Below are 15,347 nucleotides of genomic sequence, written 5' to 3' on the forward strand. Positions count from 1 at the left end.
GGGGCGCGCGGTGCGGCTGACGGGAGTGTCCCCGGAGTCCGGCGGGACCGGGCTGTCCGTGCAGACCACGCTCCCCAACCCGAGCACCCGCCCGGGCCTGCGCCTGCCGGGGCGGGTCACCCTCGCGGCCGGCCCGGAGGACGTGCTGGTGCGGCACATCCGGCTCGGCCTCGTCACCACCGTCGAACCGGACGACCCGGCGGCCGCCCGGCGTCTCATGCAGTTCCACCAGCTACCGATCGCCGGCCGGTTCGTCGTGCCGGCTGGTCGACGGCGGGCGGTCGACTTCGCGTTTCCGTTGCCCTGGGAGACCCCGGTGACCACGTTCGGTGGGGTGCCGCTGCTGAGCCTGCGGATGGGTCTGCGGACCGAGGTGTCACTCGACCCCGATCTCGACCAGGGCGCCATGGTGCCGGTCTTCGTACACCCGATCCCCACCCAGCAGCACGTGCTGGCCGCGCTGGACACGCTCGGTTTCATGATCCGCCAGTCCGGGCTGCTGCAGGGTGGGCTGCCCGGGGTGGAGCACACCCTGCCCCTGCACCAGCGCTGGGGCTACTGGGTGGGGCCGCTCTACGCCGGCCCGATCACCGAACTGGAGGTGATCTTCGTGACCAACTCGGCGGGCCTGGAGGCGATCCTCTGGATGGATCGCCGGCTGGCGCTGGCCGGGATCACCCACCAGAGCATCAGCCGGTTCCGGATCTGGCACGAGGACGCCGAACGGCGCGACTGGGTCGCCACCGTGGACGGCTGGATCCGGCAGGCGATCAACCGGCACGCCGCCGCGGCCGCGCACGCCGACTGGTCCGCGCAGATCGCGGGATCCGCCCACGTCAGCCGCCACCCCGACGAGCCGATCCAACCCGGCTACGGCCTGGGTGGCACCGCCGGCGGCGCCGGTGTCGGAGGAGGCGGCTCCGGCGGCGACGGCACCTGACCCGGAGCCGGGGCTGGGGGCTAGCCGGCGCTGGCTGTGGCCAGCTTGAGGCTGAAGGCGAGGAACAGGGCTGCCACGGCGGTGGTGCCGCCGGCTGCCAGGCGGCGACGTTGGCGGAACTGGGTGGCCAGGAAGGTGCCCGCGAAGATCAACGCGGTCAGGTAGAGCGCGCTGGTCACCTGCGCGATCATGCCGAGCAGCAGGAACGACAGCGCCGGCCAGGCATAGCCGGGGTCGACGAACTGGATGAAGAACGAGATGAAGAACAGGATCGCCTTCGGGTTCAGCAGGCTGATCACCAGCGCCTTGCGGAAGGGGCTGCGCATCGCCGCCGGCTCCGCGGCGTCGATGAGCCGCGGCGTATTCGGGTCGTTGCGGTCGCGCCAGCGCCGCGCGGCGCCGAGCAGCATCGTCACCCCGACATAACCGAGGTACGCGGCACCGGCGTACTTGATCACCATGAACAGCGGCGGGTACGCCTTGAGCAGCGACGCCACCCCGGCGGCGGAGAGGAACATCAGCACCCAGTCGCCGACGAACACCCCGGCGGCGGCCCGGTAGCCGACCGCGACGCCCCGTTTGGCCGCGGTGGAAAGCACGAAGAGTGAGTTCGGCCCGGGCAGCAGGATGATGGCCACGGTGCCCAGCACGTACGTCCAGATGTCGGTGATCCCCAGCACGCCCGCCATCATCACGCCACCGGTGCCGTCCGCAGAAGTCTTTCTCGCAGCGTGGCCTGTGCGTTCGGCCACTCGTCGACGGTCATCGCGTACTGCACGGTGTCCCGCCAGGAGCCGTCCGGGCGTTGCCGGTGCATCCGCAGCACCCCTTCCCGGGTCGCGCCGAGACGTTCGATGGCCTCCTGGGAGCGAACGTTGCGGATGTCGGTGTGCCAGGCCACCCGTACCGCGCCCAGATCGTCGAAGGCCCGGCTGAGCAGCAACAACTTCGCCTCGGTGTTGATCCCGGTACGCCACCAGGGTCGGCCGAGGAAGGTGTGCCCGATCGCCACCGACCGCCGTTCCGGGTCGATCTCGTAGAAGGACGTGCTGCCGACCACCGCCCCGGTCGCCGCACACCGCTGCACCCAGGCCACCCGCTCGCCGCGGTGCTGGGCGGCCAGGGCGGTGCCGATCACCTCGGCGATCCCGGCGGGGGAGGTGGGCGCTGCGACGCTGAGGTGCCGCCACACCTCGGCGTCCCCGGTGGCGGTGTGCAGCTCGTCGGCGTGCGCCAGGCCCAGGGGCTCCAGCCGGACGTGCTCGCCGTGCAGCGTCACTGGGTCGTGCCAGGGCGTACGGGCCGCCCGCAGGTACGCCGGCAGTGGTGCGGTGACCCCGGCGTCCGGCTCGGGTAGCCCGGCGGTCATCCGCAGCGGCAGCACGCCGGCCCAGTGCGGCAGGTGCAGGTCTTCCTCGTCCTCGCGGACCCCGCCGCTGCGGGTCCGGACGGACACCTCGTGCAGGGGCAGCGCCAGCACGGCGGTCTCCGCCAGCTCCCGCCGGCTGGGCGGGCGGGTCTGCGTGCTGCGCCCCGCGCCGACCTTCTCCACCAGCGCGGTGAGCATGGCGAGCTTCTCCCGCTCGTCGGTGACCAGTCGGGCGGTGCCGTGCGCGACGACCGAGCGGTAGTTGGCGCTGTGGTGGAACTGGGAACGGGCGTAGACCAGCCCGTCGAGCAGGGTCACGGCGACGCAGACCGGGAGACCCTCACCCCGGGCGGCGAGCAGTGGCCGGCTGCCGGTGGAGCCGTGCAGATAGAGCGTGTCGCCGATGCGGACGTGCAGGGTGGGCAGCACCCGTGGCTGGCCGTCGACGGTGAAGCCGAGCGCGCAGTCGTACGCCTCGTCGAGCACGGCGTGTGCGGCGGCCCGGTCGTAGCTCATCTTGTCGCGGGAACGGTGGGGTGTGGTCCGGGCGGTGGGTGGATACATGCGCGCGCCCCTTTGTTCTAGTACAATCTCTTGTTTGTGTCAGCACGCTATCAGCTCAGTGGTACGACGGCCGTCGAGATTTCGGCCAGCATCGAGTCGGGCATCCGTACGGGCGCCCTGTCCCCGGGGGCCGCACTGCCGCCGGTGCGGGCGCTCGCCGCCGAACTGGGCGTCAGCCCCGCCACCGTCGCCCGCGCCTACCAGGAGCTGCGCCAGCGTGGTCTGCTCGCCACCGCCGGGCGGCACGGCACCCGGGTGCGTTCCCGCCCACCGGTGGCCGCCCGCCGCTCCGCGCTGCGCCCTCCACCGCTGCCCGGCGCCCGTGACCTGTCCCGGGGGGAACCCGACCCCCGGTTGCTGCCCCCGCTCGGCCCGCACCTGGCGGCGCTCGCCGCCGACGCCGGCCCGTCGGTCGGCTACTCCCACGCCGGAGTCCTGCCCGAGCTGGCCGAGGCGGCTCGCGCCCGACTGGGCGCCGACGGCGTACCGGCCGGGGAGCTCACCCTCACCGGCGGCGCGCTGGACGGCATCGAGCGGCTGCTCGGCGCCCACCTGCGTCCCGGCGACGCGGTGGCCGTGGAGGACCCGGGCTGGGCCAACCTGCTGGATCTGGTCGCCGCGCTGGGGCTGCGCCCGATCGGCGTGCCCCTGGACGACGAGGGCCCGCTGGTGGCCGGTGTGGCCGCAGCGCTCGCCGCCGGAGCGCGGGCGCTGGTGGTCACCAGCCGGGCGCAGAACCCGACCGGTGCCGCCGTCTCCGCCGCCCGCGCCGAGGAGCTGCGGGCGTTGCTGGCCGGCCGGCGGGACCTGCTGCTGATCGAGGACGACCACGCCGCCGAGCTGGCCCGCGTACCCCTGCACCCGCTGGCCGGGGCGACCGCGAGCTGGGCCTTCCTGCGCTCGGTGAGCAAACCCTTCGGCCCGGACCTGCGGCTCGCGGTGCTGGTCGGCGACGAGACCACGGTGGCCCGGGTGGCCGGCCGGACGCGGGTCGGCGCCGGCTGGGTCTCCACGGTGCTGCAACGGCTGGTCCTCGCCCTCTGGCAGGACCCGGCGGTCGACGAGCTGGTGCGGCGGGCGGCGCAGAGCTACGAGCGGCGGCGCGACGGCCTGCTGACCGCACTGGCGGAGCACGGCCTGAGCGCGCACGGCCGCAGCGGCATCAACGTCTGGCTGCCGGTGCAGGACGAGACCAGCGCGGTCACCGCGTTGCGCGACGCCGGCTGGGCGGTGGCACCCGGTGCCCTCTACCGGATCGCCGCCCCACCCGCCCTACGCGTCACCGTCAGCTCCCTGGACATCGCGGACCTGGCCCCCCTGGCCGCCGCCCTGGCCCACGCCGCCAACCCCAGCCCACCCCCGGGCTTCCCCACCTGACCAGACCTCGTTCGGCGACACGACGGGCCGGTACGGGCAGAAAACGCGTGGTTGCGGTGATTCGGGGCGCAAGGGATGGGTATGCGGGCCGCCGGAGGTGGGGGCATGGCTTCAGGTGGGGCGCGCAAGGGAATCTGGATCGCGGTGGCGCTGGCGATCATCATCATCGTCATCGTGCTGATCGCGATCTCTTCCGGCGGGGACGGCGGCGGCAACGGGTACTGACCCGCGGCGGCGGGCGACACCGTGCGGCGGGGCGACACCGTGCGGCGGCGGACGACATCGCGCGGCGGCGGACGACATCGCGCCGGGGCGTACCCGGCAGGAAGCACCGAACGGGTATATAACAGTCGGCATGGCCGAGCAGACCGACAGCGCCCCCGGCGCCCAGCGGTTCATCCCGTCCGACGCCGACACCATCGACGACCTGCGTACCGCCTCCGGCGGCTGTCGGGGCTGCGAGCTGTATCGGGACGCCTCCCAGACGGTCTTCGGCCGGGGCGACGAGAGCGCCCGGGTGGTGCTGGTCGGCGAGCAGCCCGGCGACATGGAGGACCAGAAGGGGCTGCCCTTCGTCGGCCCCGCCGGCCGGCTGCTGCGCCGTGCCGTCGACGACGCCGGGCTGGACCCGGGTCAGCTCTACCTGACGAACGCCGTGAAGCACTTCCGCTTCGAGTTGCGCGGCAAGCGGCGGATCCACCAGACCCCGGACCAGACGCACATCACCGCCTGCCGCCCCTGGTTGGTCGCGGAATTCGCCCGCCTGCGTCCGGAGGTCGTGGTGGTGCTCGGCGCGACCGCCGCCAAGGCGCTGCTCGGTCCGTCCTTCCGGGTCACCCGGCAGCGGGGCGAGCTGCTGCCCTGGCCGGAGTCGGCCCAACGCCCCGCGGACTTCGAGCAGGTGCCGGTGGACGACGCCGGAAAGCGGGCCGACGCGCCGCCGGCCCGGTTGCTGGCCACCATCCACCCGTCCGCCGTCCTGCGGGCCGACGACCAGGACAAGGCGTACGAGGGTCTGGTCGCGGACCTCACCGTCGTCACCCGCGCCCTGCCCGAATAGCCGACGGCGCTGCTGGCCGCCCTGCCGCGCCGCCCCCTCGATCGCCGTGGCGATCCGGTCGCGCACGCGCCGGCCGCGGCCGGAACCTGGCGAGATCTTGGACAGTTTCCGTCAGTTGCGAACGGAAACTGTCCAAGATTGACGGTCCGGGCGGGATTTCGCGGCTGTCGTGGGCGGGTAGCAAGGGTCGATGGACGTTGACAGCGATGCCCGTCGTGCCGGTGAGCCTGCCGCCGCCGGTGAGCCCGTCGCGGGGCTTGCCGCGCACGGTGAGCCTGCCGCCGCCGGTGGGTCGGCTGCGGGCGGTACCGCACCCGGTGAGCCTGCTGCGCCCGGCGGACGTCGCCACAAGTGGAAGCGGTTCCTCGAGCGGGCGTCCGGGCTGCAGATAATGGCCGTCTATTGGGCACCGCTGACGCTGCTCATCGGGCTGCCGCTGCGCTGGCTCTTCGACCGACAGGAGCCGCTGGTCGAAGCCGCGCTGGGCGCGGCTCTGAACACCATCTGGATCGGCCTCTCGATCTACCTGACTCAGCGGATCCTGGGCGACGCTCGACCAGATCCCGAGGGGTACGCGCTGCGCGAGGCCGTGCGCACCGGCACCGTGCCCGAGGACGAGGCCACGCGGGCCGCGCTGCCCGGCTACCTGACAGAGCAGCGAAAGGCCACCTGGGCGGCGCTACTCGTCATCCTGGGCGTCTGTCTCGGGCTGGTCCTGCTCGCCCTGCTCGTCGCGCACAGCGAGGGCTTCGCGGTGATCTTCGGCGTGGTCGCGGCCGTCAGCGTGGGCGTCGCCGCGCTCACCCTGACCCGGATCCGCCGGCTGGCGTCCCTGCCGGCCGTGCCCAACCCTCCAGCACTGCCCGAGTAGAACGACCTCCCCCGGGCGCCCGCCCTCGCGCCCGAACCGCCGCCCGCGCAACATCGGGGAAACTGCTGCTTTCGGGCGCCCTGAGACAGCAACTTCGGGGAAGTTGCGCCGGCGCCCGGCGGCCGGCGGAGCAGGTCGTCGGTTCGGCTGTCGGCAAAACCCACTGCCGCTGGTCGGTGCGGGTGCGCGAGGATGGGGCACCCCTTCCTGAGGAGCGCCGATGGCGACCGACCTGACCGCGCCGCGTACCGTCGCCGGACCCGACGTCGCGTCGATCCAGCGGCGCACCCTGCGGCTGCTCTTCACCACCCAGATCATCGGTGGGATCGGCGTGACCATCGGCATCGCCGTGGGCGCGCTGCTCGCGGCCCGGATCGCCGGGACCGCGGTGGCCGGTGTCGCGCAGAGCGCCGGGGTGGTCGGCGCGGCGCTGCTCGCCGTCCCGGTCACCCGGATCATGGCGCGGCACGGTCGCCGCCCCGGCCTGGTGCTGGCGTACGCGATCGGCGCCGTCGGTGGCGTGCTGGTGGTGCTGGCCGCGGCCACCCGCTGGGTGCCGTTGCTCTTCCTCGGCATGCTGCTCTTCGGCGGGGGCACCGCCGCGAACCTCCAGGCCCGCTACACGGCGGTGGACCTCGCCGAGCCGGCCCGCCGAGGGCGGCAGCTCTCCCTCGTCGTCTGGGCCACCACCATCGGTGCGGTGGCCGCGCCGAACTTCGCCGCGCTGGCCGACCGGGTCACCACCGGTTGGGGGCTGCCCCCTCTGGCCGGCCCGTTCGCGTTCAGCGCGGCCGCGTTCGTGCTGGCTGCCGTCGTACTCCTCGGGTTGCTCCGGCCCGATCCGCTGCTGACCGCGCGCCGGCTCGCGGCGGCCGACGCGCCGGCGGCCGGCCCTCCGCTGGTCGCCGACGCGCCGGCGACCGCCGTGGCGGCCGAGACGCCGGCGGCGGTCGCGCCGGTCAAGGTACGCGCGCCGCGCACCGCCGGGATGCGGACGGCCTGGTCGGTGGTACGCGGGCGACCCGCGGCCCGGCTCGGCATCGCCGCCGTGGCGGTGGGTCACCTGGTGATGGTGGCGGTGATGGCGATGACCCCGGTCCGGCTCGGTGAGTCGCACGCGGACGCCGACGTGCTGCGGCTGGTCGGCATCGTGCTGAGCCTGCACATCGCGGGCATGTACGCGTTCTCCCCGGTGGTGGGTTGGCTCACCGACCGGCTCGGCCGACGGGCGGTGATCCTCGGCGGGGTCGGGCTGCTGCTGGCCGCCTGTGCGGTCGCCGGCACCGCCGGGCACCACACACCCCGGCTGTCGGTGGGTCTGGTGCTGCTCGGGCTGGGCTGGTCGGGGACGATGGTGGCCGGTTCGACGTTGTTGTCCGAGTCGGTGCCGGCCGGTGTGCGGCCGAGCGTCCAGGGGTTCTCCGACCTGATCATGGGGTTGGCCGGGGCGGCCGCCGCCGTGGTGAGCGGGTTTGTCATGCAGCTCGCCGGTTATCCGGTGCTCACCCTGCTCGCGGCGGTCGCCGCGGTGCCCCTGGTGGCGCTAGCGTTGCGGCCGGTGCCGACCGGGGCACCGGACGAGGAGGGCTGATCACTGTGCGGCTGACCGACTTCTGGACGCGGCTGGATGAGGCGTTCGGGCCCGGCTACGCGGCCAGCATCGCCCGCGACCAGGTGCTGTCCCAGCTGGGCGGACGGACCATCGAACAGGCACTGGCGTTGGGGGAGCAGACGCACGTGGTGTGGCGGGCGGTCTGTGCCGCGTACCCCGACCGAGTGCCTGCCCGACTACGCTGAGCAGCCTTTTCGCTCCTTCCGCGTGTCGCTTGTCGAGTCGTACACCTGTTCGGCTATTGTCCACAGCGGGGTGCTCGTCCACAGCTCGCGGCCCGTCGGCTGGTTTTCTGTCGGACCTAGCGCCTAGCGTGTCCGCGTGACGCGAAGCTCAGCAAAGACGCCGGCGAAGGCAGGGGTGGCAACCATGGCAGCAGGGCCTGACCGGGAGAAGGCACTCGACCTTGCTCTCGCTCAGATTGACAAGCAATTCGGCAAGGGCTCGGTGATGCGGCTGGGCGACCGGCCCGTCGTCCAGACCGCGATTATTCCGACCGGTTCCATCGCGCTCGACGTGGCCCTCGGCATCGGCGGCCTGCCCCGGGGCCGGGTGGTCGAGATCTACGGTCCCGAGTCCAGCGGTAAGACCACGGTGGCACTGCACGCGGTGGCCAACGCCCAGCGCAACGGCGGCATCGCCGCCTTCATCGACGCCGAGCACGCGCTCGACCCGGAGTACGCGAAGGCCCTCGGCGTCGACACCGACGCGATGCTGGTCTCTCAGCCGGACACCGGCGAGCAGGCGCTGGAGATCGCGGACATGCTGATCCGCTCCGGCGCTCTGGACATCATCGTGATCGACTCGGTGGCGGCCCTGGTGCCGCGTGCCGAGATCGAGGGCGAGATGGGCGACAGCCACGTGGGCCTCCAGGCCCGGCTGATGAGCCAGGCACTACGGAAGATCACCGGTGTGCTCAGCAACACCGGCACCACGGCGATCTTCATCAACCAGCTGCGGGAAAAGATCGGCGTCATGTTCGGCAGCCCGGAGACCACCACCGGTGGTCGGGCGCTGAAGTTCTACGCCTCGGTCCGGCTCGACGTGCGACGCATCGAGAGCCTCAAGGACGGCACCGACGTGGTCGGCAACCGCACCCGGGTCAAGGTCGTGAAGAACAAGGTCGCCGCACCGTTCAAGCAGGCCGAGTTCGACATCATGTACGGCAAGGGCATCTCGCGTGAGGGCTCGCTGATCGACGTCGGCGTGGAGCAGGCGATCATCCGCAAGTCCGGAGCGTGGTACACGTACGACGGCGACCAGCTGGGCCAGGGCAAGGAAAAGGCTCGGGAGTTCCTGAAGGAAAACCCGGACGTGGCCGCCGAGATCGAGAAGAAGATCCTGGAGAAGCTCGGCGTCGGGGTCGGCGCGGGTGACGCCGCCGGTGGCCCGGAGCTGCCGCCGGTCGACTTCTGACCGGTCGCTGACCGATGGCAGGACGACGTGCCCGTACGGGGCGGGGCTGGGATGCCAGTCCGCCTCGTACGGGCGACGCCAGTGACTCACCCCGTCCTCGACGGGGCCGCCAGGCCGAGCCACCGGCGGACAAGCCGCCGGCCCCACCCCGCGACGAGTCGGAGGTGGCCCGCGAGATCTGTCTGCGCCAGCTTGCCGTCCGGCCACGCACCCGGGCCGAGCTGGCCGGGGCGTTGGCCAAGCGGGGCATCTCCGAGCAGGTGTCGGCCGAGGTGCTCGACCGCTATGACGAGGTCGGCATCATCGACGACGCCGCCTTCGCCCGAGCCTGGGTGTCCAGCCGGCACACCGGGCGCGGCCTGGCTCGCCGGGCGCTCGCCAACGAGCTGCGCCGCAAGGGCGTGGACGGCGAGGTGGCCACCGAGGCGCTCGGTGAGCTGGACGAGGAGACCGAGGCCGACACCGCCCGCACCCTCGTGGAGCGCAAGCTGCGCACCGCCCGAGGTGAGCCCGACGCGATCTTCCGTCGGCTGGTGGGCATGTTGGCCCGCAAGGGCTACCCGCCCGGCGTGGCGATCCGGGCGGTGAAGGACGCGCTGGCCGCGCAGAGCGCCGAGGCGGCCGAGTTCGCCGAGCAGATCGACGCCGACGCGCTCGCCGACGCGGAGGGCGAAACGGACCGCGACAACCGCGCGTCCGACTGACGGCCGGGGCCGCCGGGTTGCTCGGCTCGGCGGTGACGGCGCGGGTGTGGGGTCGTGGTTGTCACAAAGTCGGCTCCGCGCGCGGTGTCGCCGTCGCTGAACAGGTACGACATCCGGATCGGGGCAGCCAGCTCGCCGTCTTTGTCCCCCCGTGTCCGCAACGGCATCAGCTTTGGGTGACGATTCAACTTCTCTCCGTTCGGGGGGTTTGATCATGAGTCCTTGACCAGAGCACCCCCGGCGACCTAGCCTCGCCATACAGGCTCACATTGCCCGACCATTGCAGGCTAAGCGCACAACATAGATCGCGTAACAAGACAGCATCACTTTGGCCGACTCCACGGCCTTTGGCGGCAACTCCGGACTGGCCGGTCCGGGACGCCGCGACAACTGCACCCGGTCGCCGACGTTGCCCGCAGGCACCGCCGGCGCAGAGAGCTACCCACGGCCAGCCGCTCCGGTCGGGCGTCCACAGCCGCAGGAGTGTGCCCCCGGCACGGTCGCTGCGGTCTCGACCTTAGGGGAGGCGGCCATGGCGGGGCGGCGGCACAGGTTCACCGGTAGACCCGACGGGGTCCCGGCATGAACGCCTTCGACGTCGTGCTCCTCGCGGCCGTCCTCGTCCTCGCGGTGGTGGTGATCGGGGCCGTGCTGGTGGGCATCCGGACACTGCGCCGGATGGGCGCCGCGCCGGCTCCGGAGGATCCCGCCTTCATCGCCGAGAAGGACCGCCAGGAGCAGTCTCTCGCTGCCCTGCGGACCGCCGCCGACGAGGCCAGCAGCACGATCGACGTGGCGAAGTCCGCCGCCGCGGCGGCCCGTACCGAGGCGGCGGCGGCGAAGGCCGAGGCGAAGGCAGCCCGTGCGGAGGCGCGCCGGGTTCTCGATGACGCCCGTGCCGAGGCGGACACCGTTCTGGAGCGCGCCCACAAGCAGGCCGAGGCGGACGCCGAGCAGTTGCGCACCACGGCCCGGCGCAGCGGCGAGCGGGAGGTCGCGGTGCTTGCCGCCACCACCCGGGAACAGGCCGCGGAGGTGGAACGCCGGGCAGCCCGGATGGACGAGCGGGAGCGGATGCACACCGAGGAGGTGGAGCGGTTCGCCGAGCGGGAGCGGCAGCTCACCGCGGCGAAAGCCGCCCTCGCCGCCCGGGAGTCCGCGCTCGCCCAGCGGGAGGCCGAGCTGACCGAGTCGGAGGAGCTGCGCCGCCGGGAGCTGGAACGGATCGCCGGGCTCACCGCCGACTCGGCGCGACTGGAGCTGGTCGAGGCGATCGAGACGTCTGCCAAGCGGGAGGCGGCGCTGCTCGTGCGGGACATCGAGTCCGACGCGCGCAACACCGCCGAGCAGCGGGCCCGACACATCGTGGTGGACGCCATCCAGCGGGTCGCCAGCGAGCAGACCGCGGAGAGCGTGGTCAGCGTCCTGCACCTACCCGGTGACGAGATGAAGGGGCGGATCATCGGCCGGGAGGGGCGCAACATCCGCGCCTTCGAGTCGGTGACCGGCGTCAACCTGATCATCGACGACACCCCCGAGGCGGTGCTGCTCTCCTGCTTCGACCCGGTCCGCCGGGAGGTGGGTCGGTTGACGCTGGAGAAGCTGGTGCTGGACGGGCGGATCCACCCGCACCGGATCGAGGAGGTCTACGACCTGGCCCGGCAGGAGGTGGAGCAGCTCTGCCTCCGCGCCGCCGAGGACGCCCTGGTCGAGGTCGGCATCACCGAGATCCACCCGGAGCTGGTGACCCTGCTCGGCCGGCTGCGCTACCGCACCTCGTACGGGCAGAACGTGCTCAAGCACCTGGTCGAGACCGCGCACATCGCCGGCATCATGGCCGCCGAGCTGCGGCTGGACGTGCCCATCATCAAACGGTCGGCGTTCCTGCACGACATCGGCAAGGCGCTCACCCACGAGGTGGAGGGCAGCCACGCCATCATCGGCGCGGACCTGGCTCGCAAGTACGGCGAGCACGAGGACGTGGTGCACGCCATCGAGGCGCACCACAACGAGGTGCCCCCGCAGACCATCGAGGCCGTCCTCACCCAGGCCTCCGACGCCTGCTCCGGCGGTCGGCCGGGCGCGCGTCGGGAGAGTCTTGAGGCGTACGTCAAGCGCCTGGAGCGGATCGAGGAGATCGCGGCGGGCAAGCTCGGCGTGGACAAGGTCTTCGCCATGCAGGCCGGCCGGGAGATCCGGGTGATGGTCAAGCCGGACGACGTGGACGACATCGGCGCGGCCGTGCTGGCCCGGGACGTGGCCAAGCAGATCGAGGAGGAGCTGACCTACCCGGGTCAGATCCGGGTCACCGTGGTCCGCGAGTCCCGGGTCACCGAGATCGCCCGTTAGTCTGTCGCGCCCGCCGGTCCGGCGGGCGGCCCGGCCCTCTCACCGGGTCGGGCTGGGCCTGGCCGTCCGGCGGGCGGATCGCACGGCCAGTGCCGTGCACGCCACCCCGACGGCGAGACAGAGGAACAGGATCGGGTTGACGTACGCGGGCACCAGCTCGCCGGTGGTGCCGTCGGCGTAGTGGCAGGTGTGCCGCAGCGGCAGCAGGTGGGCGCTGGTCGACGTCGACGCCAACGGCTTCGCGGGACAGTATCCGGTGGTGGCCCTCAGATCGAGGAAGTGGCCCACCCACACCCCGTGCGCGTAGACGACGGTGGCGGCGGCCAGCGCCAGCACCGCGCCGAGGACGGACCGGGCAACGGTGTTCATCGGTGGGAGTATGCCCCGTGTGGGAGCAGAACGGGGGCCAGCCCGGACACCGGACTGGCCCCCTACTGCGAGCTGCGCGTCAGCTGCCGGCGCCGCCCTCGGCCTGGGACATCAGTGCCGCCGGCGGCGGGTTCTGCGCCGGGGTGGCCGCGGTCTTGCGGCCCCGGGCGAGCCGTCGCTGGACGTACTGGGCGAGCTTCGACAGCGAGTAGTTCACCACGATGAAGAGCACGGCGATCACGACGTAGACCTGGATGGGGTTGCCCAGCACGCCGATGATCTGCTTGCCGATGTTCAGGGTCTCCTCGTAGCTGATGATGAACCCCAGCGAGGTGTCCTTGAGCACCACGACCAGCTGGCTGATCAGGGCCGGCAGCATGATCCGGAAGGCCTGTGGCAGCAGGATCATCCGGGTGGTCTGTGTCGGGGAGAGCCCGATTGCGGCCGCGGCCTCCGCCTGACCGCCCGGCAGCCCCTCCATGCCGGAGCGGAGGATCTCGCCGATCACCACCGAGTTGTAGATGGTGAGGCCGATGACCAGGTACCAGAGGTTGTCGAAGTAGAGGCCGAACTCGGGGAAGCCGCGGGCCACGAAGAAGATGGTGATCACAACGGGCAGGCCGCGGAACACCTCGACGCAGACGCGGGTGATCGCCGACAGCAGCGCGCTCAGCCCGCGCAGCAGGTACGCCAGCGGCGTCGCCATGCCGACGAACCGCCGTCTGGTCAGGCTCTTGAGCTGGATCCGCAGCAGGGCGAGCAGCGTGCCGATCACCAGTGAGGAGACGATGGCCAGGGCCGCCGCGATCAGGGTGTTCTTGAAGCCGAGGCCGATCCGGTCCCACACCTGGGAGAAGTTCTCGTTGGAGGGGTCGACCAGCGGGCCCCACAGCTCCATCGAGAGCTGACCGTTCCTGTCCAGGGGCCGGTAGATCAGGAAGTACGCCCCGACGAGCAGGACCACGCCGGCGACGATGCTGCTGATCAGGGTGATCCGCCGCTGCCGGGGGCCGGGGACGTCGTAGAGGACGCTGGTCTGCTGACTCATCGGGCCACCGCCTGTCGCTTCTCGATCCGGTCCAGCAGGGCGCCGAGCGGCACCGTCATGATCAGGTAGCCGATCGAGATGCCGATGGCGACCGGGACGAAGGCGTACCCCTCGGCTCCGGTGAGCTGATCGGCGGTGGCCGAGAGGTCACCGACCACCCCGAAGAAGCCGGCCAGCGCCGAATTCTTGATCATCGCGATGATCACCGATCCGAGCGGCACCACCGAGGCCTGCCAGGACTGCGGCAGCACGACGTGGCGCAGGTTCTGCCCGAAGGTAAGGCCCAGTGACCGCGCCGCCTCCGCCTGGCCGGCGGGCACCGCGTTCACCCCGGACCGCAGCGCCTCGCAGACGAACGCCGCGGTGTAGAGCACCAGGGCGATCAGCGCGAACCGGAAGTACGGGAGGTCGGTGCCGAGTCGGGTGAACAACGAGTCGATCACCGGGATGCGGAGGAAGTCCGCGTTGGAGCCGAGTGCCGGCAGGCCGAACGCGGCGAAGAACATCACCACGGTCAGCGGCATGTTGCGGAAGACGTTCACGTAACTGGTGCCGACCGCCCGCAGGGGCGGCACCGGCGAGATGCGGAGCACCGCCACGATGGCGCCCAGGATGAGGGCGCCGATCGCGGCGAGGATGCAGATCTGGAGGGTGAGCCAGAAACCACCCGCAAAGACGTCGAACTTGTCGATGAGCACGTTCACGGCTCGGTGTTCCTCCCCACCCTCCAGATCGAAGGATCAGATCAGTAGCGGTTGATGGTGGGCGCCGAGCCCAGTTCCGCGCCGAACTTGCCGGCGGTGTTGTCCCAGGCCTTCTTCCAGCTGCCGTCGGAGACCGCCTTGTCCAGCGTGTCGTTGATGAAGCTGCGGAAGTCCGCGTCCTCCTTCTTCACCCCGATGCCGTACGGCTCCTTGGTGAAGTTGCTGCCGGCCAGCTTGAAGGAGGCCTCGTCCTTGGCGATGTAGCCGAGCAGGATCACGTTGTCCGTGGTCACGGCGTTGACCTGGCCGCCCTTGAGGGCGTCCCGGCACTTGTCGTAGGTGTCGAAGAGCACCAGCTGGGTGCCGACGTCCTTGACGTACTGCTTGATCGTCTCGGCCGGGGTGGAACCGGTGACCGAGCAGACCTTCTTGGTGCCGTCCTTGAACGAGTCCGGACCGGTGATGGTGGTGTCGTCCTTCTTGACCAGGATGTTCTGGCCGGCCTCGTAGTACGGGCCTGCGAAGGCGATCCGCTCCTTGCGCTTGTCGTTGATCGTGTAGGTCGCGGCGACCAGGTCGACGGTGCCGTTGACGATCACGTCCTCGCGGACCTTCGAGGGGGCCTCGACCCACTCGATCTTGTCCTCGGGGATGCCGAGCTCCTTGACAATGATCTTGGCGACCTCGACGTCGAAGCCCTCCGGCTTGCCGGACAGGCCCTTCAGCCCGAAGCCGGGCTGGTCGAACTTCGTGCCGACCTTGATCTTCTGGGCCTTGTTCAGCTTCTCCATGGTGCTGCCGGCGGCGAAGGACTTGCTGCCCGCACCGGTGTCCCCGCCGTCGTCGCCACCACAGGCGGTGAGGCCGAGCGCCAGAGCGGCGACCGCGGCGACTGCCGCAACGCGCTTGATACGCATACTCTTCTCCTTCTTCAACGGAGCCCACCGAGTACGGCGCGCTCCAC

The 15,347-nt window shown here is 71.6% G+C and carries 15 protein-coding genes; 9 read left to right on the forward strand and 6 right to left on the reverse strand.

Annotated elements, in window-relative coordinates:
- Window positions 1–10 precede the first annotated feature (10 nt).
- On the forward strand, window positions 11–940 hold the full coding sequence (locus LADH09A_RS26630) for a sporulation protein (RefSeq protein WP_238648345.1): 930 nt from the start codon (window positions 11–13) through the stop codon (window positions 938–940).
- A 20-nt stretch (window positions 941–960) separates the two neighbouring features.
- On the opposite strand, the gene leuE is transcribed toward LADH09A_RS26630, so the two are convergent.
- Together leuE and LADH09A_RS26640 are read right to left on the reverse strand one after the other, a co-directional pair.
- Window positions 961–1,632 carry a leucine efflux protein LeuE gene (gene leuE / locus LADH09A_RS26635; RefSeq protein ID WP_238648346.1) on the reverse strand — a complete coding sequence of 224 codons (672 nt, stop codon included), beginning with the start codon at window positions 1,630–1,632 and terminating at the stop codon, window positions 961–963.
- Window positions 1,632–2,873, reverse strand: coding sequence for a bifunctional pyridoxamine 5'-phosphate oxidase family protein/GNAT family N-acetyltransferase (locus tag LADH09A_RS26640; protein WP_238648348.1), 1,242 nt, complete (start codon window positions 2,871–2,873; stop codon window positions 1,632–1,634). The genes leuE and LADH09A_RS26640 overlap by 1 nt, the downstream gene beginning before the upstream one ends.
- Before the next feature lie 36 nt (window positions 2,874–2,909).
- Here LADH09A_RS26640 and LADH09A_RS26645 point away from each other — a divergent pair, with 36 nt between their 5' ends.
- The 8 genes from LADH09A_RS26645 to rny all read left to right on the forward strand — a co-directional run bounded on the left by LADH09A_RS26645 (window position 2,910) and on the right by rny (window position 12,262).
- Window positions 2,910–4,250: an aminotransferase class I/II-fold pyridoxal phosphate-dependent enzyme gene (locus LADH09A_RS26645; RefSeq protein WP_238648349.1), complete on the forward strand. Its 1,341-nt coding sequence runs from the start codon at window positions 2,910–2,912 to the stop codon at window positions 4,248–4,250.
- A 355-nt stretch (window positions 4,251–4,605) separates the two neighbouring features.
- Window positions 4,606–5,310: a UdgX family uracil-DNA binding protein gene (locus tag LADH09A_RS26650; RefSeq protein WP_238648351.1), complete on the forward strand. Its 705-nt coding sequence runs from the start codon at window positions 4,606–4,608 to the stop codon at window positions 5,308–5,310.
- A 391-nt stretch (window positions 5,311–5,701) separates the two neighbouring features.
- Window positions 5,702–6,181 (forward strand): hypothetical protein, encoded by a 480-nt coding sequence (locus LADH09A_RS26655; RefSeq protein WP_238648353.1) that lies wholly within the window; start codon window positions 5,702–5,704, stop codon window positions 6,179–6,181.
- Between the two features lie 220 nt (window positions 6,182–6,401).
- Window positions 6,402–7,772, forward strand: coding sequence for an MFS transporter (locus LADH09A_RS26660; protein WP_238648355.1), 1,371 nt, complete (start codon window positions 6,402–6,404; stop codon window positions 7,770–7,772).
- Window positions 7,773–7,777: 5 nt separating this feature from the next.
- A complete protein-coding gene (locus LADH09A_RS26665; protein ID WP_238648357.1) occupies window positions 7,778–7,978 on the forward strand; it encodes a DUF3046 domain-containing protein in 201 nt (66 codons plus the stop codon).
- Window positions 7,979–8,162: 184 nt separating this feature from the next.
- Window positions 8,163–9,209: a recombinase RecA gene (gene recA, locus LADH09A_RS26670; RefSeq protein WP_007456801.1), complete on the forward strand. Its 1,047-nt coding sequence runs from the start codon at window positions 8,163–8,165 to the stop codon at window positions 9,207–9,209.
- A gap of 14 nt (window positions 9,210–9,223) precedes the next feature.
- Window positions 9,224–9,913, forward strand: a complete 690-nt coding sequence (locus LADH09A_RS26675) for a regulatory protein RecX (protein ID WP_238648358.1) — start codon at window positions 9,224–9,226, stop codon at window positions 9,911–9,913.
- Window positions 9,914–10,495: 582 nt separating this feature from the next.
- A complete protein-coding gene (gene rny / locus LADH09A_RS26680; RefSeq protein WP_238648359.1) occupies window positions 10,496–12,262 on the forward strand; it encodes a ribonuclease Y in 1,767 nt (588 codons plus the stop codon).
- Window positions 12,263–12,301: 39 nt separating this feature from the next.
- On the opposite strand, the gene LADH09A_RS26685 is transcribed toward rny, so the two are convergent.
- From LADH09A_RS26685 to LADH09A_RS26700, 4 genes are all read right to left on the reverse strand, one after another.
- Complete coding sequence (locus LADH09A_RS26685; RefSeq protein WP_238648361.1) at window positions 12,302–12,631, reverse strand: hypothetical protein; 330 nt, start codon at window positions 12,629–12,631, stop codon at window positions 12,302–12,304.
- Window positions 12,632–12,710: 79 nt separating this feature from the next.
- Window positions 12,711–13,679, reverse strand: coding sequence for an amino acid ABC transporter permease (locus tag LADH09A_RS26690; protein ID WP_238648363.1), 969 nt, complete (start codon window positions 13,677–13,679; stop codon window positions 12,711–12,713).
- Entirely contained in the window at window positions 13,676–14,383 is a 708-nt protein-coding gene (locus LADH09A_RS26695) for an amino acid ABC transporter permease (protein ID WP_238648365.1), read from the reverse strand. The genes LADH09A_RS26690 and LADH09A_RS26695 overlap by 4 nt, the downstream gene beginning before the upstream one ends.
- Window positions 14,384–14,424: 41 nt before the next feature.
- Window positions 14,425–15,300, reverse strand: coding sequence for a glutamate ABC transporter substrate-binding protein (locus tag LADH09A_RS26700; protein ID WP_238648366.1), 876 nt, complete (start codon window positions 15,298–15,300; stop codon window positions 14,425–14,427).
- Window positions 15,301–15,347: the final 47 nt, after the last annotated feature.

It is taken from the genome of Micromonospora cabrerizensis (assembly GCF_022230955.1).
Lineage (GTDB): Bacteria > Actinomycetota > Actinomycetes > Mycobacteriales > Micromonosporaceae > Micromonospora > Micromonospora cabrerizensis.